Genomic DNA, 17,416 nt, shown 5'->3' with positions numbered 1-17,416 from the left:
GGACAACTCGATATATGAGTCGCCTTGAGACAAAAGGGTTAACGTAGATGAATAGGTAGCCAGTCTTGATGTTCTGGCCCGGTGTAGTCTGCACTGGGGCGAATGATACGATTGTTTTCTCTTTGCTCGAACACATGCGCCGTCCAACCTGTGAGGCGACTCATCACAAAGATAGGCGTAAACAGTTTGGTTGGGATGTCCATGAAGTGATAGGCAGAGGCATGGAAGAAATCCGCATTACAGAACAGGCCTTTCTCACGCTTCATGACCGCTTCAACGCGCTCAGATACCGCGTAGAGCTGCTCATCGCCCACTTCTTGAGCAAGTTCTTTTGACCAACATTTAATCAGCGCGTTGCGTGGGTCACTCTCACGATAAATGGCATGACCGAAGCCCATGATTTTATCTTTATTAGCAAGCATCTTCATGATACTCGCTTCAGCTTCATCGGCGGTTTTCCAACCTTGGATCATGTCCATTGCCGCTTCATTCGCGCCACCATGCAGCGGGCCTCTTAGCGTTCCAATCGCTGCTGTTACACACGAATGGATATCCGACAGCGTTGACGCACAAACACGAGCCGCAAAGGTAGAGGCATTAAACTCATGTTCTGCGTAAAGCGTTAGCGAACAGTGCATTACCTTCTTATGCAGTTCACTCGGCGCTTTGTCCGTTAGCATCTTCAAGAAGTAACCACCCAGACATGCTTCGCTTTTATCTTCAGTATCAATTCGCACGCCATCGTGACTGAAGCGGTACCAATAGCAGATAATGGCAGGGAAAAGTGCAAGCATACGTTCTGTTGCCGATAGCTGCTCAGAGAAGTCTGATTCTTGCTCTAAGTTACCCAACATTGAGCAACCCGTTCTCATCACATCCATAGGGTGAGCGTCAGCAGGAATAAGCTCTAACGCCGCTTTCAACGGTTGAGACAAGCCGCGTAGACCAACCAACAATGTTTTGTAATCGTCTAGCTCTTTTTCACTGGGCAAATGGCCTCTTAATAGCAGATGTGCCACTTCTTCAAATTGAGCATGATTAGCAAGGTCGGTAATATCATAGCCACGGTAAGTTAAACCGGTTCCTGATTTTCCTACCGTACACAGCGCCGTAGTTCCAGCACTCTGGCCACGCAGACCAGCACCGCCAATCGCCGGTGCGCTAGACGGTTTGGTACTCTCTTGTTGGTTTACTGTTGAAGCATTATCGACAGTTGCTTTATCACTCAAAGATACAGACATGATGAACTCCTTCTCTGGGTTAGCCGCCCTGCACTCTTTGGTGCTGACTATTTGTATTCGATGACCACGACTATCTCACTCGATTTCACGGACCCGATGTGGCTGACTAACCATTTCACGTTATTGGATTAAGTTGATTTTTATTAATTGAACTGGGATTTATTCTTCACTCGAAAACAACTGATCAAGCTTGTTCTCGTAATCGTGGTAATTCAGGTGTTCATAAAGCTCTTTACGAGTTTGCATGGAATCCAGCAGTGCTTCTTGATTACCTTCAACTAACAAGTGTTTATAAACATTCTCCGCGGCTTTGTTCATCGCACGGAATGCACTGAGTGGATAAAGCACCATGTCGACACTCGATTGCGCCAGTTCTTTGCAGTTGTAAAGTGGTGTTTGGCCGAATTCAGTGATGTTTGCGAGAACAGGCACGTGCTTACCCGTCGCTGATTTCAGCGCCGCCGAGAACTTCACGTATTGGTCGAGTTGGTTCATCGCTTCAGGGAAAATCATGTCCGCACCCGCTTCAACACACGCAATCGCGCGTTCAATCGCACTGTCTATTCCTTCAACCGCCAATGCATCCGTACGAGCCATAATCACAAAGCTTTCGTCGGTTCTGGCATCGGTTGCAGCCTTAACTCTATCGACCATCTCTTGCTGACTAACAATCGCTTTATTGGGACGATGACCACAGCGTTTTTGTGCCACTTGGTCTTCCATATGGATAGCCGCAGCGCCCGCTTTTTCCATCGCTCGAATTGTACGTGCAATATTGAACGCACCGCCAAATCCCGTATCGATATCCACCAGCAAAGGTAAATCACACGCGTTGGTAATACGTTCCACATCCACCAACACATCGTTCAATGTGGTAATACCCAGATCAGGTAAACCGTAAGACGCATTGGCGATACCTCCACCAGACAAGTAGATAGCCTGATGACCCAAATTCTTTGCCATCATCGCGCAGTACGGATTCACCGTGCCGACGATCTGCAGTGGATCATTGTCTTGCACAGCTTGTCGGAACTTTGCTCCTGCTGATAACTTCATAATGACACTCCCTGTTAATTGTGTATTTGTAAGCCTGTTAATCCATATCTTTGGATTGAATTTGTTGTTCGATAAGCAGTCGACTACCGGAGATATGTCGTCGCATCAGCATTTCTGCCAGCTCTTCATCACGGTTGCGGATTGCTTGTAGGATATATTTATGTTCATCAAGCGCCTCTTTTGGGCGAGACTGTGCTCTAGGCGATTGGTAGCGATACATGCGTAATAAGTGATAAAGCTCATCACAAAGTAGAGAAATGAGTTTGCTGTTGCGGCTGGCTTTAATGATTCGATAATGGAAATCGAAATCACCGTGTTGGTGGAAATAGGAAGAGCCCTCTACTTCATCGATATACTGAGAGTGTGTCGACAATAACCCTTCAAGCCCGATAAGCTCTTCTTGTGTGATGTGTCTTGCGGCTAGCCTTGCTGCCATGCCTTCTAATGCTTCTCGCACCGCGTAAAGCTCAAGTAGCTTGTCAGCCGAAAAGGTAATCACTCGCGCGCCAACATGAGGAATTCGCTCAATCAGCCCTAGCCCTTCAACCCGCATTATCGCTTCACGCAATGGGCCTCGGCTTACCTCAAAGCGTTTAGCCAGCTCGGGTTCCGAGATCTTACTGCCCGGAGGTAATTCACCGTTAACAATCGCCTCAACGAGGTATTCCGTCAGGTTTTCTGACTTGGTGTTTTCTTTATCGCTCACACGAGTTTTCGTATTTGTACTTAAGGTGAGATCTTTTATCGCAGTATTCATATTCACGCTGCTCACTTCTGATTGTTGAACGTTAATTGTCAACAATTTCATAACATGAACATAAAATACACGATTAAATCATCGACAATCAAGAAAATTGTCGACAATTAAGACTAAGGTAGTATTTAAGAAGGAGCGAATTACAACGATCAAATCAGAGGAAAAAGGATTGATAGACCCTTGGTGTTACTGCCACTCTCCTCTTAAAGTTACGTTGAAAATGCGCTTGATCAGAAAAACCAAGCGCGTTTGAAGTGTCGACAATTGTTTGCCCTGTCTTAAGCATGGATTTCGCACGTTTAATCCGTTCATCAAGTAAATACGCATGCGGTGATAACCCATAAAACTGTTTGAAACTACGAATAAGATGATATTGACTAACGCCTACCTCTTCCGCGATCTCAGACAAACGCAAGTTGTATTCAACGTTATCGAATAGTTTTTCTTTTACGCGCTGAAGGTGAGGTAACACGGACGTTGTACGCAAGGTATTGGTGTTCGACTGCTGGAGACATTCTTCAATAAAATCATAAAAATGAGTTTCGGCCTCAAGATAGGAGTGACCGTTAACAAGAGAAGTGTAAAGCTTTTGAAAGCTGTTTCTAACCTCGCCCCCTTTCTCGTAATCGTGCAAAAACGCACAATAATCGTATTGTCTATCCCCTGTTATTTGCTGTTGGATATTACCCATCCAATGAGTATCCACAAATAGCATGTTATAAGACCAACTTACCGTAACAGGATTGCAAGAATGAATATCTGAGGGGTTAATAGTAACAATATCACCACGCCCTATTTGGTGTTGGGAACCTAGGTTGCGGTAGTGAGCAGCGCCTTGCTGAATAACACCAAACGAAAATTCATCGTGAGAATGCGCGTCATAGCATGCGCTCGATTTATCCGCTATTCTAATTTCAATGTTCGGCAACAAGGTACTTTGCTTAAAAGCGACCGTGCGATCCTTTGCCATATCATTCTCCTTCTTATGCCCAAATACTTACTATCGAAACGACGAGTAGTCCAGCCATACCCCAGTTGAACATTGTTTGCTTCACCTCAGATTGTAATGCCTTTCTTATCGCCTGTCCTAAAAATGCCCAACTCGCCACCCCCACTAAGCATGCAGCTAGAGATATCAAGGTAAAGAGCAGTAGCGCGATGGAAGACGATGGCTGATCGACAACATATAAACTAATACCCGACATCGCAACTAACCAAGCCTTGGGATTTATACATTGCAAAAATGCGCCCTGCCACGCATTAGGGGCTTTGTCTTGCGAAATAGCGTCAATGCTTTGATATGGCGCAAAAGCAATTTGTTTTGCGAGGTAGAGTAAAAATAGGGTCCCTACAATTTTCATCAACCATGCAATATTTGGAATCCCACTTGCTAATAATCGCAATAAACTTCCTGAACAAAAAACGATGGTGGCATAAGCAATACTCGCTCCGACTACATACCTCAACGCAACCTTTAAGCCGTAATTGGCCGACGTACTAGTTGCCACGATATTTACCGGTCCAGGTGACAAAGCTCCAATCATCGCAAATGTGAACATAGCTACCCATAATTGTTCCATGACAGTTCCGTTTATTCTTTTGCTAAAACACTAAAGTACCTAAACTTCAAAACCCGTTATTGAACAAAATTGCTATGATCTCATCTACTTTCTATGCTTCTTTCAGTTTTTAAACGCCTTACTGGTATAACGCCTTTACATATAACCCTCAGATGAAAAAAATTCGCATTTACCTGCGCCTTTCATTCATCGCCCACTCTACAACACAGTCATTCTAGATCTCATCATCTAGCACGTGACCTCGAGATATTTGTTTACATCAACATACGTGACTCTTTTATGGATAATAGAGAGTGACCAATCCGTGAACTTTATGAACTTTATTCACCCAATGTTCTTTATCCTCAATATCGCCGCATTACAGACAACTCATTAACACCCCGTTAACTTTAGCTTCATCTACTAAGCAATACCCTGCTCGTGTGTTTAGTAGCTGGATATAAACATAAGTTTCTCTCCATTGAAGAGAGCCCCTACATAAGGAACGTGAACATGTTCAAGGCACTGAAACCTACTCTTGCGGCTTCTATTATCGCAGCAACCTTTTCTTTCAACACTTTTGCTGCTGACGTAGAAAAAATACACTTCCTAATCCCTGGCGGCGCTGGTGGCGGTTGGGATATGACAGCTCGTGGTACCGGTGATGTACTGGTGAAATCAGACATCGTAGAAAATGTCTCTTTCCAAAACCTATCTGGTGGTGGCGGCGGTAAAGCCATTGCACACCTAATTGAAACGGCTCAACGCCAAGAAGACACGCTAATGGTGAACTCAACACCTATCGTTGTGCGCTCTCTCACGGGTATTTTTCCACAGTCTTTCCGTGACCTAACGCCTGTTGCTGCAACCATTGCCGATTACGGCGCAATCGTTGCGTCTGCAGATTCTAAGTACAACACGTGGGAAGACGTAGTAAAGGAATTCGAAACAAACCCACGTAAAGTGAAAATTGCTGGCGGTTCAGCTCGTGGCAGCATGGATCACCTAGTTGTAGCCGCAGCGTTCAAAGGTGAAGGTTTTGATGCGAAAAAGGTTCGCTACATTGCTTACGATGCGGGCGGAAAAGCAATGGCTGCACTGCTTTCTGGTGAAACACAACTGCTTTCAACTGGTCTTGGTGAAGTACTCGAGATGTCTAAGTCTGGGCAGGTGAAAGTACTGGCGGTAACAGCACCAAAACGTCTTGAAGCAGCACCTAACATCCCAACACTGACTGAGTACGGCAACGAAACAGTATTCGCTAACTGGCGTGGTTTCTTCGCGGCACCGGGCACTAGTCAAGCGAAAATCAATGAATGGAATGAAGCTCTAGGCAAAATGTACAAAACCGATGAGTGGCAAGTGGTGCGCGACCGTAACGGTTGGATCGACAACTACAAAGCGGACAAAGATTTTTACGCCTTCCTAGAAGACCAAGAAAAACAGATGGGCGACCTAATGCGTGAGCTTGGTTTCTTGAAATAACCAACAACGATAGAGGGATTTTATGCCCTCTTACTCTTTCCTTGTTTCGCCGTACATGAGTTAACTTCAAACTCCTTTGTTTATTTGTAGACGTATTACTAACGCTTGCTGATTCGTTGTAAACACAAGCGGCTTGCTAAGCCCAAGCACTGTAGTTCGCTTACCTTCGGTTAGTGATCCCAGACATTTCATTGACTCGCTCATGTACGGTTTTTTTACTTTTCTACACCACCCAAATGGAGTTGGATATGTCGGACTTACCAACCAAATTTTTCAGTAAGGAATCTTTGCTTTCAGGCGATCGTCTCGGAGCTTTGATCTTTATGCTGGCGTGCTTGTGCTATGGCTACCAAACTACCCTGATTCCGCTGTTTCCCGGTGATGAATATGAACCCTTTACCGCGAGAACATTGCCTACCCTGCTGACTTTCATCGGTATCGGGTTATCGTTGATTTTGCTTGTCACTGGAGAACCAAACAAGAAAGTCAAATGTGAAACAACGCCGCTGAACTGGAAACTGCTGATTGGCTTCTTGGTGTTAATGGCACTGTACGGTGTTGGGCTGACGTATCTTGGCTTTGTTTTAGCTACAAGCTTCTTCTTATTAGCGGGCTTTTACCTATTGGGTGAGCGCCGTAAATCTATCTTGTTTGGCGCGTCGTTTCCTTTCGTTATCGCGTTCTTTCTTCTTTTAACTCAAGGCTTAGATATCTACCTAGAGCCTGGTTTAATCTTCACTCTTTGGTAGGGATAACATTATGTTAGACGGAATTTTACAAGGACTTTCTACCGCTGTGATGCCAATGAACATCATGATGGTAATCGTGGGCTGTTTCGTAGGTACCTTCATCGGGATGCTTCCGGGGTTAGGTCCAATCTCAGCCATTGCTCTGATGATCCCTATCACTTACGGCCTAGACCCATCTTCTGGTCTTATTTTGATGGCCGGTGTTTACTACGGTGCGGTATTTGGTGGTTCAACATCATCAATCCTAATCAATGCTCCAGGCTGTTCTTCTACGGTAGTAACGGCATTCGACGGCTACCCAATGGCACAAAAAGGCCAAGCTGGTAAAGCACTGGCTCTTGCTGCTTACTCTTCTTTTACTGGCGGTACACTTTCAGCAATTATGCTTTTGATTGCAGCTCCGGCTCTAGCAAGCGTGTCATTGAGCTTCCAGTCTTCAGACTACTTTGCATTGATGCTATTAGGTTTATCGGCTGTAGCGGCGTTTGCAGGCCCAGGTCAGGTTATCAAGGCGTGGATGATGACCATCTTAGGCTTGATGCTTTCAACCGTAGGTATCGACAAAGGCGTTGGTGTTGAGCGCTTCACATTCGGCCTCACGGATCTAATGGATGGCTTCAGCTTCCTATTGCTGGCTATGGCGACGTTCGCGCTTGGTGAAACTTTAATGGGTATTTTGAAACCAGAGAAAGACACCAGCGGCGAAGAAAGCCAAAAGATGGCCGATATTGGCAGCATGAAGGTAACCAAAGAAGAGTTCAAAGAAGTAGCGCCCGTTTCTATTCGTTCTTCGATCCTTGGCTTCTTTACCGGTGTTCTACCTGGCGCTGGTGCAACCATTGCCGCTTTCTTGAGTTACGGTATGGAACGTAGCCTTGCACCAAAAGACAAACAGAAAGAGTTCGGTAAAGGCAGTATTCGTGGTCTTGTGGCTCCTGAATCAGCAAACAACGCGGCTTCAAGTGGCTCATTCGTTCCGCTACTGACGCTAGGTATTCCGGGATCTGGTACCACTGCAATCATGCTAGGTGCATTGATCGCTTACGGCATCCAACCGGGCCCTCGCCTATTCGTTGAACACCCAGATGTATTCTGGTCGGTGATTATCTCTATGTACTTTGGCAACATTGTATTGGTTATTCTGAACCTGCCGCTTATCCCATATATCTCTAAACTGCTTGCTGTACCAAGAACGGTACTGCTGCCAATGATTATCTTCTTCTCAATCACAGGCGTTTACTTGGTGTCTTTCAACACGATGGATGTGTTTGTGATGCTCATTGTGGCGATGGCAGCGATAGCGTTAAGGCTGGCTAACTTCCCACTGGCGCCATTACTACTTGGCTTTATCTTAGGTGGTTTGATGGAAGAAAACTTAAGACGCGCACTGATGATCAGCGATGGTGAGCTAAGCTTCCTTTGGGAACGTCCTATCACCATGACATTCACTGTCTTGGCGGTATTGGTTCTCTCTAGTCCGATTCTTGTGAAGCTGTTCAAGAGCTTTAGAGCAAAACCAGTTGAAGTTTAGGCTCAGAACATCACTTACTTAAACTAAATAAAAGGAGCCTCAGGCTCCTTTTTTCTTATCAGTCATTTCAAAAAGCCACAACTCTAAGATGGTAGCAAACTCACAATCCGGCTCCTGAAAAACACATATCCCTGATATTAATAACAAAATCAAGTAAGGTAACCGATTAGTTAACGTATTGGATTCTAAACTATGGATTGGTTGATTCTATTCTTGTCAGGCGTGATTGGTGGTGTACTGAACTCCATTGCTGGCGGAGGCAGTTTTATCACCTTTCCCGCTCTGCTATTTGCTGGCGTCCCTCCTATTGCGGCCAACGCAACCAACACCTTTGCTTCATGCGCAGGCTACATCAGTGGCGCCTATGCACTGCGCCATGAAATTCGATCTGGCACCAAACAACTCAAACTCGTTGTCGGGCTGTGTGTAATTGGCGGCGGTATTGGTGCGTTCTTGTTGCTGCACACACCAGAGGCATTGTTTACTCAATCCGTTCCTTGGTTATTGCTGTTCGCCGCTCTGCTATTCACGTTTGGCGGCACGCTCAATAAGTGGCTTAAACAAGCTACAGCAGAACATAAGCACGCCACCAGCGCAGGCGCATTCTTTTCCGCTTTATTGCTTTTGATTGTCTGTATCTACGGTGGTTATTTTAATGCAGGTTTGGGCATTGTGACATTGAGCTACTTGGCACTGGCGGGATATACTAATATCAACGTCATGAATGGCATTAAACTGCTTGTATCCGCTTCTGCATCACTTGCTGCAATCGTGTTTTTTATCGTGAATGGCTCTATTGATTGGCCGTCAGGCATGGCCGTTTTGATGGGGACCTTGGTTGGTGGCTATTACTCAGCAAAAATCTCTCGCCGCATCCCACAACAGTATGTTCGTAACACAGTGATCATCGCGAGTTTCTTCATCACCGCTTACTTTTTCTATACTAATTAGGTTCTATGCCAACTAGCTTGCATTCGAACGACTTCGTGCAGTAATCGCAGTTTCCGTTAGCAAAACACAACGTAAATCGTTAAGCGTTGAAAAGGTATCAAAGAAATCTCAAATGCCTCACTGGTTATTTTATGAACTATAAAATAACCAAGCCCAAATGTGTGAGACGAGCCCTTTAATTAGCAAGTTTGATAACAATTTAGACTGTTTTTTAGCCTTTATTTTGCCAAAGGTGGGATAATTCTTCTGTCGAAAGTGAGACTTCATTAGGAGGCGTTATGAACATTAAACTCGGTCATATCATGTCATCAAGTCGACTCATTTGCTTTGTCGCTTTTCTTGCTGCCACATTCGCGTGGATCCTAAAAATGCCTGCTCTATTTTCTGTGTCAGCGCTATTCTTACTCGTCAGTGCAATTATTTATATCGCCGATCTGTGGAAGAATCAAAGAAAAAACCGCGAAACTTAAGACGTATTACTAAAGCTACACGCATTAAAAAGGAGCTCTGAGGCTCCTTTGTATTTTATGCTTATCGCTTTTTGGCCTTAGGTTACTTAACCTATTTAGGCTGCTTTATTTAACGACGTTTAATTAACGGCGAAAGTTACGACCGTTGCCACCTCGGCGTTCTTTGAAAGCAGACGCGGCTTTAGCTTGTGACGCTTGAATAGACTCAACCGTCAACTCCATTGGTTCACGAGGTTCTAAACCGTGACGGAACGTACGTGAACGTGGTGGCATCTGATATTCGATATCAGACGCTTTAGGCATACGCTTAAAACGATACAGGTAAAAGTTTTCTACCTTCTCACGAGCCCATTCTGTCTTCTTTAGATATTTAACAGCGCTTGCTACCGTTGGTTTAGTGTTAAAGCAGTTCATGCGCATTGCTGCATCCAAAATTTCCCAACCATAGTGATCCACTAATTCAGTGATCATGGTTTCAAGCTTTAAGCCGTGCAATGGGTTATTTTGTTGCAATTCGATTCTTTCTTCTTCAGTCATAACATTACCTTTTTCAAGGCAACTAAAGGCCTTGAATTTACTCTAGAACACCGTCATCACTGACCATTTCTAGCTCAATCACTTGGGCATTAGATCCGTTGCCCTTATCTATGCCTTTATGATGGCATAAAGCATGCTCGTGATCCTATTTATCTTTAAAATTAATTTCGAATTGGTCATTTAACATTCGGGGGTAACATCAACTGCCCTGCATCTCGGGAGTCTTCTTCGGTTCCGAAACCTCACCATTCAAAGTAACAAAAATGCTCAAGCAACAAAAAAGGATGCCGATTAGCATCCTTTTGTTTTCTAGTTTACAGCTGAAAGAACGAACGTGTTCTTAACTGATTCTAACTAACGATTATACGTCGTAAGTGGTAGAAGCAGTGTCGCCGCCTGTACCAGTCCAGTTTGTGTGGAAGAACTCACCACGTGGACGGTCAGTACGCTCGTAAGTGTGAGCACCGAAGTAGTCACGTTGAGCTTGTAGAAGGTTCGCTGGAAGACGAGCTGTAGTGTAGCCATCTAGGAACGTTAGTGCAGAAGTCATACATGGCATTGGGATGCCAGATTCCATAGACTTAGCTGCTACTTTACGCCAAGCGCTCATGCAGTTGTCTAGGATACCTTTGAAGTAGGCATCTGAACCTAGGAAAGCGATGTCTGGGTTCGCTTCGTAAGCATCACGAATGTTGCCTAGGAATGCAGAACGGATGATACAACCGCCACGCCACATCAGTGCAACGTTACCATAGTTTAGATCCCAGCCGTTTTCGTTCGACGCTTCACGCATTAGCATGAAACCTTGAGCGTAAGAGATGATCTTAGAAGCCAGTAGAGCCTGACGAATTGCATCAATCCACTCTTGCTTGTCACCTTCAACTGGAGCAACTGTCTTGCCGAATAGTTTCTCAGCTTCAACACGTTGGTCTTTAAGTGCAGACAGGCAACGAGAGAATACAGACTCAGTGATTAGAGTCAGTGGGATACCCATGTCTAGTGCGTTGATACCTGTCCATTTACCTGTGCCTTTTTGGCCAGCAGTGTCTAGGATTTTCTCAACAAGTGCTTCACCGTCTTCATCTTTGTAGCCAAGGATATCAGCAGTGATTTCTACAAGGTAGCTGTCTAGTTCAGTTTTGTTCCAGTCAGCAAATACAGCCTGCATTTCGTCGTGGTTCATACCTAGGCCATCTTTCATGAACTGGTATGCTTCAGTGATAAGCTGCATGTCACCGTATTCGATGCCATTGTGAACCATCTTAACGAAGTGACCAGCACCGTCGTTACCAACCCAATCACAACAAGGCTCACCCGCGTCAGTTTTCGCAGAGATACCTTGGAAGATAGGCTTAACCGCTTCCCAAGCTTCAGGAGAACCGCCTGGCATAATTGAAGGACCGAAACGAGCACCTTCTTCACCACCAGAAACACCAGTACCGATGAAGTGGATGCCTTTCTCACGAAGAGCAGCAACACGACGGTTAGTGTCTGGGAAGTTAGTGTTACCGCCATCAATAATGATGTCGCCTTTGTCTAGAAGTGGTACAAGCTTGTCGATGAACGTATCTACAACGTCACCTGCACGAACCATAAGCATCACTTTACGTGGCGCTTCTAGCTTCTCAACTAGCTCTTCTAGAGAGTAAGCACCAACAATATTAGTACCTTTAGCTGGGCCTTCTAGGAACTCGTCTACTTTAGCAGCAGTACGGTTATGAGCCACAACTTTGAAGCCGTGGTCGTTCATGTTTAGGATAAGGTTCTGACCCATTACTGCTAGGCCAATTACACCGATATCACCTTTCATTATTTTATCTCCTTGCGGCTATTCGCACTTATGCGATAGCACTTGCTGCACTTGAATCTAGGAACCACTCTGTTTCGCCAGCTTTAGACTGGATTTTCGCTGCCGGATAAGGCAATTCTGAAGCAGGAGTTGTATGAATTTCTTTAACGATCTCAACTTTACCTGCACCCAGTACTAGGAAACTGATTCGTTTTGCTGCTTCTAAAACTTTCGCCGTTTTAGAAACTCGGATTTGACCGGACTCAGGATGAGAAGCTAATAAAGAGAGTCTCTCGTCTTGGTAATCAGTTACACCCGGAAATAGCGAAGCTGTGTGGCCATCGGCACCAACACCTAACAGAATCCAATCGAAAATAGGCGTGCCGTTTTCACCAGGAATCACATCAGCCATTTCTTTAGCAAAGCGCTCGGCTTCAGCGTTAGGCTCATCTTCACCACGGATGCGGTGGATATTCTCTGCCGGAAGGTTCACGTTCGAAAACAGTAACGCATTCGCTTCACCGAAGTTACTTTCAGCGTCATCTGGTGCCACGCAACGTTCGTCGCCCCACCAAAAATGAAGGTTATTCCATTGAATACCTTCTGCGTATGGTGCTTGAGCTAACAGCTTAAAGAGCATTTTTGGCGTGCTGCCGCCCGACAATGAAATATGAACAGGTCTGCCCTGTTCACTGTAAGCTTTCATTTCGTTTGCTAGGTTTTCAACGACCAATTCTGGCGTTGCAAAGATCTTGTGATTGATCATAATTCGCAGTAATCCGTGTCTGTTAAGTTTTTGCATGGGAAACGCCATGCTCGGCCATCACGTTGTAGAAGCTCATCCGCCTCCTGTGGGCCCCAAGTACCACAAGCATAGCCAAACAGTGCTTGAGGATCTTGTTTGAAGTCTAAGATTGGTTGAACGTATTTCCAACATGCTTCTACCGCATCAGTACGTGCAAACAAAGTTGCGTCACCGTTTAACGCATCAAGAAGCAGACGCTCATAAGCCGTTAGCATTTGAGTTTCAGGCAAGTCAGAGTAAGAGAAGTTCATCTTGACTTCTTTTGCCTTAAAGCCTGCACCAGGTTCTTTCAAACCAAAGCTCATCTGGATACCTTCATCCGGTTGGATACGGATAATCAGTTTGTTCTCTGGTGCATCTTGGCCAAATACTGGATGTGGTGTGTTCTTAAAGTGAATCACGATTTCAGTTACACGTGTAGGTAAACGTTTACCAGTACGTACGTAGAAAGGAACCCCATTCCAACGCCAGTTATTGATGTGAGCTTTCAAGCCGATGTAAGTTTCAGTACGAGAGTCATCCGCAACACCTGGTTCTTCACGATAACCTAACAATTGCTGGCCGCGAACGTCTGATGCTGTGTATTGACCTAGGACCAAGTCTTTACGCAGGTCATCTTCTTCTAGTGGTTTTAGACACTGAAGGACTTTAACCACTTCGTCACGAATAGAATCCGCGTTGATTTGAGCAGGTGGCTCCATGCCAACCATTGCTAATACTTGTAGCAAGTGGTTTTGGAACATGTCGCGCACAGCTCCAGAGCTGTCGTAGTATCCGCCACGTTCTTCAACGCCTAGGAACTCAGCACCCGTGATTTCAACGTAATCAATGAAATTACGATTCCACAGTGGTTCAAACATCGCATTTGAGAAACGAAGCACTAGAAGGTTTTGTACCGTTTCTTTACCGAGGTAATGGTCGATACGGTAGATCTGGTGTTCTTGGAAGTGATGATGGATCTCTTCATCCAACGCCTGAGCAGATGCGAGGTCGTAACCAAATGGCTTCTCAATGATAAGACGACGCCAGCCGTTCTTCTCATCGTTCAGGCCATGCGCAGCAAGGTTTGCTGGGATCACACCATATAAACTTGGCGGCGTTGCCAAATAGAACAGTGTGTTATGGTTTTCGAATTGGTAGTCTTGCTCAAGAGTATCTAGACGTTGTGCTAAACGAGCGTAGTCGTCTACATCTGAAGTGTTGATCGCCTGGTAATGCAGATGCTCAATGAATGCATTTAGCGTCTCTGGTTCAGTTTTTTCCATTTCCTGAAGAGACTTCTTCAGCTTCTCACGGTAAGACTCGTCGCTGTACTCAGTACGGCTCACTCCAAGAATCGCAAAGGATTCAGGAAGTTGATTGCTAGCATACAGGTGGTATAAAGCAGGAATTAACTTACGATAAGTTAGATCTCCCGACGCACCAAAAATAACGATGCTGCTGTTTTCAGGTATTACCATCATCTTTCCTATAAAAACAAGGTTTTTAGTATTCGCCAAAGGTATCAGCGACATACAAAAATAGATAATAGGTCTTAACTATTACATCAATAGCAAGTGCCTATTACACTTGAGAATGCGTTTGGTAAACGAGGGTGAAAGCTATCACCTCTATTCGGGACAGTATTGTCTATGACTATTTGATTTACATCAACCACTGTGAAGGCAATCGATTAAATATTGGCTCACTTTGTCCGGAATATAAGCGATTATTGAGTTCGTAAAGCCCGTGGTGGCGATAATTCCTCGTTCACGAACATTGTAGTTAATAAAGAATGGTATCTGGTCGGTGGAGTTAACTGCGGGATATCCGAAAAAAGCAAACAGCGCTTTACTCAACTGATTTCGCATTCTGCGTTTAAATTAAGCGCTATCTTCAAGCAAACGGGAATCTTTAAGCAGGAGGAGAGCTTTAAGTAGAAGGGAGATTTTAAGTAAAGAATACTACCTTCTGATTTGCCCTATCGTCTCGCTCTATTATAGCCCCGCTCAGGACGACCGACGGTGCCATAGTTTAAGTCGGCAACCAACTCGCCCGTCGTGATCAAAAACTCTAAGTAGCGTCTGGCTGTGGTTCGGCTTGCACCAATACGTTCACCCGCTTCGTCCGCCGTGATGTTGGTCGCGCTTACTTGCTGAAAAAGCGCTCTGATCTTATTAAGCGTTACTCCATCGATTCCTTTGGGTAGAGTTGATATTTTCCCTGCATTATCTTTCGCGTTCGCTTGCAACATCTTGTCCACCAATCCTTGGTTGAGGTCAGACACACTTTCAAATTCTTGTTGCTGTGACTGGTACTTTTTCAATGCCGCTTCTAAGCGAGGAAACATAACCGGCTTAAGTAGATAATCCACCACTCCGCCACGCATCGCTTGTTGCAATGTGTCGACATCACGTGCTGCGGTGATTAAGATAACATCACACCCTTGATTGGCGCCACGGACATGATTCAGAATATCCAACCCACACCCGTCAGGAAGATACACATCCAACAAAACCAAATCCGGCTTTAAGATATCCAATTGCATTAAGGCTTCAGACTGTGTAGTCGCAATTCCGACCACATCAAAGCCTCCCATCAGATCTAAATAACGATGGTGAAGCTCTGCAATCGCAATATCATCTTCAATGACCATGACTCTCGTGATTGCATCCATTATGTCCTTCCTTTTAACATGTTATGTCCAGTCATCACTGTTCTAATATTCTGCACAATTTTGATATCCATTTCTTACTGTTCTTCTTTCGGTAAATACACTGTCATTCGAGTACCAAAATCATGATTATCGATCATCTCCAATTGCCCTTGATAACGATCGGCAAGCTGTTTAATCAAGTACAAACCCACACCACGATTCTGCTTAGCTTTACTTGATACACCTTTCTCTGTTAGTTCATCGGTTGCTAGATGCTTTGGTAAACCACACCCTTTATCCTCAACCTCAACAATGATTTCATTGCCAAAATCACTGATAGACACTTCGATAACACGGCGTGCCGGGACAATTTGTCCTTCCTGTTTAATGGCCATCATGGTGGCATCAAATGCGTTATCAATCAGATTGCCAATAATAGTGACGACATCATCGGCGTTTAACCGACTTGGCAGTGTTTCTAGCCTTGAACCTTCTTCGACTTTGAGCTCCAAACCAATCTCGCGTGCGCGTTCTGTTTTACCTAGCAACATGCCCGCGATCAGTGGATCTTTGACCGTTTCTCTTAAGAACTCGATAAGGCTTTGATAGTGATCTGTTTCTTGTCCAATCAACTGCTGAACAGACTCCAACTCACCCATCTGAATTAGGCCACTGATGGTGTTTAACTTATTTTGGTGTTCGTGCGTTTGCGAGCGCAGCAGATCCGCATACTCTTTAGTTTGAGAAAGCTGATCAGTTAAATCATTAATCTCATCTCGTAATCGGAAACTGGACACCGCACCGACCACTTCACCAGCCACAGTAATTGGGCTACGGTTAGCAATGATTCGTTTGTTATTCAGGTATAACTCAACATCGTGGTCAATTTCTCCCGTTGATAAAAGTTGCTCCAAATCACTGCCAGCCAATACATCGGCAAGGCGCTGATTAAGGGATTTCTCCCTGTCTATCGACAAAATGTCGCAGGCACTCTTGTTGATTGAACGTAAAATGCCGTGTTTATCAATACTCAGGATACCTTCTTTTACGGTACTCATCGTCACATCAAGTTCGACATATAATCGACCAATTTCTTCTGGCTCAAACCCCAAAATCGCGCGCTGAAAACGACGAGACACATAGCTTGAAATCACCGCATTGACGGCGACCACCAGCAACGCCATCACAATCAAAAAGGCTAAGTAAGGTTCGATTCGATCTTGCAATGAATCCAATAAATAACCTACAGACACCACGCCGATGACATTGCCTTGAGCGTCTTTGACCGCAGATTTACCACGTACCGAAAACCCGAGTGAACCTTTAGCCGTCGACACATAAGACTCCCCCAACACCAAGGCCTGCTCGTTGTCGCCACCACGCATTGGCTTACCCAACCTATCGTCATACGGATGAATCAAACGAATTCCTTGCTCATCGCCCACAACAATAAACGCTGCACCAATAAGTTGGGTAAGGTTACGAAATTTAAGTTGGGTTTCTTCTGAGACTACGTGGGGAGCACCTTTGGAATTAAAGGTTCCATTATCTTGAATAATACGAATGACAAATGGTGATTCAGAAAGAAAGTCAGCAACACCTAATGCTTTCAAACCCATCTCTTGCTCTTGAGATTGTTTGATATAGTAGAAACCTGCAGCTGACAGTATCAAAAGTTCAACGAGGCCAGTGACCGTCATGATAATCAGCAACCTTTTTCTGAAGCTGATGCTACTCCATTTCATATAGAACGTCCCTAATACTTAGCCATTGATGTTAACACCAAGTTAATTCGATAGCCTTTGTACTTATACGAATTTGTGACTGTTACTCAACTAAATAACTGGGTTG

Annotated in this window: 16 protein-coding genes; 5 read left to right on the top strand and 11 right to left on the bottom strand. The window is 44.8% G+C overall.

All coding sequences use genetic code 11. The features are described 5' to 3' along the window. Positions 1-38: 38 nt before the first annotated feature. The 5 genes from prpC to OCU50_RS06060 form a co-directional block, all read right to left on the bottom strand. Positions 39-1,241, bottom strand: a complete 1,203-nt coding sequence (gene prpC / locus OCU50_RS06080) for a bifunctional 2-methylcitrate synthase/citrate synthase (protein ID WP_060467591.1) — start codon at positions 1,239-1,241, stop codon at positions 39-41. Positions 1,242-1,400: 159 nt separating this feature from the next. Continuing rightward, complete coding sequence (gene prpB, locus OCU50_RS06075) at positions 1,401-2,297, bottom strand: methylisocitrate lyase (protein ID WP_060467590.1); 897 nt, start codon at positions 2,295-2,297, stop codon at positions 1,401-1,403. Positions 2,298-2,334: 37 nt separating this feature from the next. Continuing rightward, positions 2,335-3,054, bottom strand: a complete 720-nt coding sequence (locus tag OCU50_RS06070) for a GntR family transcriptional regulator (RefSeq protein WP_060467610.1) — start codon at positions 3,052-3,054, stop codon at positions 2,335-2,337. A gap of 154 nt (positions 3,055-3,208) precedes the next feature. Then, positions 3,209-4,024 carry an AraC family transcriptional regulator gene (locus OCU50_RS06065; protein ID WP_060467589.1) on the bottom strand — a complete coding sequence of 272 codons (816 nt, stop codon included), beginning with the start codon at positions 4,022-4,024 and terminating at the stop codon, positions 3,209-3,211. A 13-nt stretch (positions 4,025-4,037) separates the two neighbouring features. Next, a complete protein-coding gene (locus tag OCU50_RS06060; RefSeq protein ID WP_060467588.1) occupies positions 4,038-4,634 on the bottom strand; it encodes a LysE family translocator in 597 nt (198 codons plus the stop codon). A gap of 492 nt (positions 4,635-5,126) precedes the next feature. On the opposite strand from OCU50_RS06060, the gene OCU50_RS06055 reads away from it, so the two are divergent. The 5 genes from OCU50_RS06055 (at position 5,127) to OCU50_RS06035 (ending at position 9,799) form a co-directional block, all read left to right on the top strand. Then, complete coding sequence (locus OCU50_RS06055; protein WP_060467587.1) at positions 5,127-6,098, top strand: tripartite tricarboxylate transporter substrate binding protein; 972 nt, start codon at positions 5,127-5,129, stop codon at positions 6,096-6,098. 248 nt (positions 6,099-6,346) lie between these two features. After that, the gene (locus tag OCU50_RS06050; RefSeq protein WP_060467586.1) at positions 6,347-6,847 is read left to right on the top strand and encodes a tripartite tricarboxylate transporter TctB family protein; all 501 of its coding nucleotides are present in this window, start codon (positions 6,347-6,349) and stop codon (positions 6,845-6,847) included. A 10-nt stretch (positions 6,848-6,857) separates the two neighbouring features. Then, positions 6,858-8,378 (top strand): tripartite tricarboxylate transporter permease, encoded by a 1,521-nt coding sequence (locus OCU50_RS06045; RefSeq protein ID WP_060467585.1) that lies wholly within the window; start codon positions 6,858-6,860, stop codon positions 8,376-8,378. Between the two features lie 192 nt (positions 8,379-8,570). Continuing rightward, entirely contained in the window at positions 8,571-9,329 is a 759-nt protein-coding gene (locus OCU50_RS06040; RefSeq protein WP_060467584.1) for a sulfite exporter TauE/SafE family protein, read from the top strand. Positions 9,330-9,607: 278 nt separating this feature from the next. Then, positions 9,608-9,799 carry a hypothetical protein gene (locus OCU50_RS06035; RefSeq protein WP_060467583.1) on the top strand — a complete coding sequence of 64 codons (192 nt, stop codon included), beginning with the start codon at positions 9,608-9,610 and terminating at the stop codon, positions 9,797-9,799. Between the two features lie 123 nt (positions 9,800-9,922). Here the strand turns inward: OCU50_RS06035 and OCU50_RS06030 are convergent, their stop codons facing one another. The 6 genes from OCU50_RS06030 to OCU50_RS06005 all read right to left on the bottom strand — a co-directional run bounded on the left by OCU50_RS06030 (position 9,923) and on the right by OCU50_RS06005 (position 17,310). Next, the gene (locus OCU50_RS06030; protein WP_017055242.1) at positions 9,923-10,336 is read right to left on the bottom strand and encodes a VF530 family protein; all 414 of its coding nucleotides are present in this window, start codon (positions 10,334-10,336) and stop codon (positions 9,923-9,925) included. Between the two features lie 361 nt (positions 10,337-10,697). Continuing rightward, positions 10,698-12,146, bottom strand: a complete 1,449-nt coding sequence (gnd, locus tag OCU50_RS06025) for a decarboxylating NADP(+)-dependent phosphogluconate dehydrogenase (RefSeq protein ID WP_060467582.1) — start codon at positions 12,144-12,146, stop codon at positions 10,698-10,700. A 28-nt stretch (positions 12,147-12,174) separates the two neighbouring features. After that, positions 12,175-12,891: a 6-phosphogluconolactonase gene (gene pgl / locus OCU50_RS06020; protein WP_060467581.1), complete on the bottom strand. Its 717-nt coding sequence runs from the start codon at positions 12,889-12,891 to the stop codon at positions 12,175-12,177. Next, on the bottom strand, positions 12,888-14,390 hold the full coding sequence (gene zwf / locus OCU50_RS06015) for a glucose-6-phosphate dehydrogenase (protein WP_060467580.1): 1,503 nt from the start codon (positions 14,388-14,390) through the stop codon (positions 12,888-12,890). The genes pgl and zwf overlap by 4 nt, the downstream gene beginning before the upstream one ends. A 500-nt stretch (positions 14,391-14,890) precedes the next feature. Continuing rightward, positions 14,891-15,586 (bottom strand): response regulator, encoded by a 696-nt coding sequence (locus OCU50_RS06010; protein ID WP_060467579.1) that lies wholly within the window; start codon positions 15,584-15,586, stop codon positions 14,891-14,893. Between the two features lie 74 nt (positions 15,587-15,660). Next, positions 15,661-17,310 (bottom strand): ATP-binding protein, encoded by a 1,650-nt coding sequence (locus OCU50_RS06005; RefSeq protein WP_060467578.1) that lies wholly within the window; start codon positions 17,308-17,310, stop codon positions 15,661-15,663. Between the last annotated feature and the right edge of the window lie 106 nt (positions 17,311-17,416).

This window comes from Vibrio toranzoniae, from assembly GCF_024347655.1.
GTDB classification, from domain to species: Bacteria; Pseudomonadota; Gammaproteobacteria; order Enterobacterales; family Vibrionaceae; genus Vibrio; species Vibrio toranzoniae.
The sequence above is the reverse complement of the archived record's forward strand: the minus strand, read 5'-3'. Positions and strand labels throughout refer to the sequence as shown.

Bases quoted from the DNA above. Each gene is read 5' to 3' on its own strand.
- OCU50_RS06070 (WP_060467610.1), bottom strand. From the start codon at position 3,054: ATGAATACTGCGATAAAAGATCTCACCTTAAGTACAAATACGAAAACT.
- gnd (WP_060467582.1), bottom strand. From the start codon at position 12,146: ATGAAAGGTGATATCGGTGTAATTGGCCTAGCAGTAATGGGTCAGAAC.
- zwf (WP_060467580.1), bottom strand. From the start codon at position 14,390: ATGGTAATACCTGAAAACAGCAGCATCGTTATTTTTGGTGCGTCGGGA.
- OCU50_RS06050 (WP_060467586.1), top strand. From the start codon at position 6,347: ATGTCGGACTTACCAACCAAATTTTTCAGTAAGGAATCTTTGCTTTCA.
- prpC (WP_060467591.1), bottom strand. From the start codon at position 1,241: ATGTCTGTATCTTTGAGTGATAAAGCAACTGTCGATAATGCTTCAACA.
- OCU50_RS06065 (WP_060467589.1), bottom strand. From the start codon at position 4,024: ATGGCAAAGGATCGCACGGTCGCTTTTAAGCAAAGTACCTTGTTGCCG.
- OCU50_RS06055 (WP_060467587.1), top strand. From the start codon at position 5,127: ATGTTCAAGGCACTGAAACCTACTCTTGCGGCTTCTATTATCGCAGCA.
- OCU50_RS06030 (WP_017055242.1), bottom strand. From the start codon at position 10,336: ATGACTGAAGAAGAAAGAATCGAATTGCAACAAAATAACCCATTGCAC.
- OCU50_RS06005 (WP_060467578.1), bottom strand. From the start codon at position 17,310: ATGAAATGGAGTAGCATCAGCTTCAGAAAAAGGTTGCTGATTATCATG.
- prpB (WP_060467590.1), bottom strand. From the start codon at position 2,297: ATGAAGTTATCAGCAGGAGCAAAGTTCCGACAAGCTGTGCAAGACAAT.
- pgl (WP_060467581.1), bottom strand. From the start codon at position 12,891: ATGATCAATCACAAGATCTTTGCAACGCCAGAATTGGTCGTTGAAAAC.
- OCU50_RS06035 (WP_060467583.1), top strand. From the start codon at position 9,608: ATGAACATTAAACTCGGTCATATCATGTCATCAAGTCGACTCATTTGC.
- OCU50_RS06040 (WP_060467584.1), top strand. From the start codon at position 8,571: ATGGATTGGTTGATTCTATTCTTGTCAGGCGTGATTGGTGGTGTACTG.
- OCU50_RS06045 (WP_060467585.1), top strand. From the start codon at position 6,858: ATGTTAGACGGAATTTTACAAGGACTTTCTACCGCTGTGATGCCAATG.
- OCU50_RS06060 (WP_060467588.1), bottom strand. From the start codon at position 4,634: ATGGAACAATTATGGGTAGCTATGTTCACATTTGCGATGATTGGAGCT.
- OCU50_RS06010 (WP_060467579.1), bottom strand. From the start codon at position 15,586: ATGGATGCAATCACGAGAGTCATGGTCATTGAAGATGATATTGCGATT.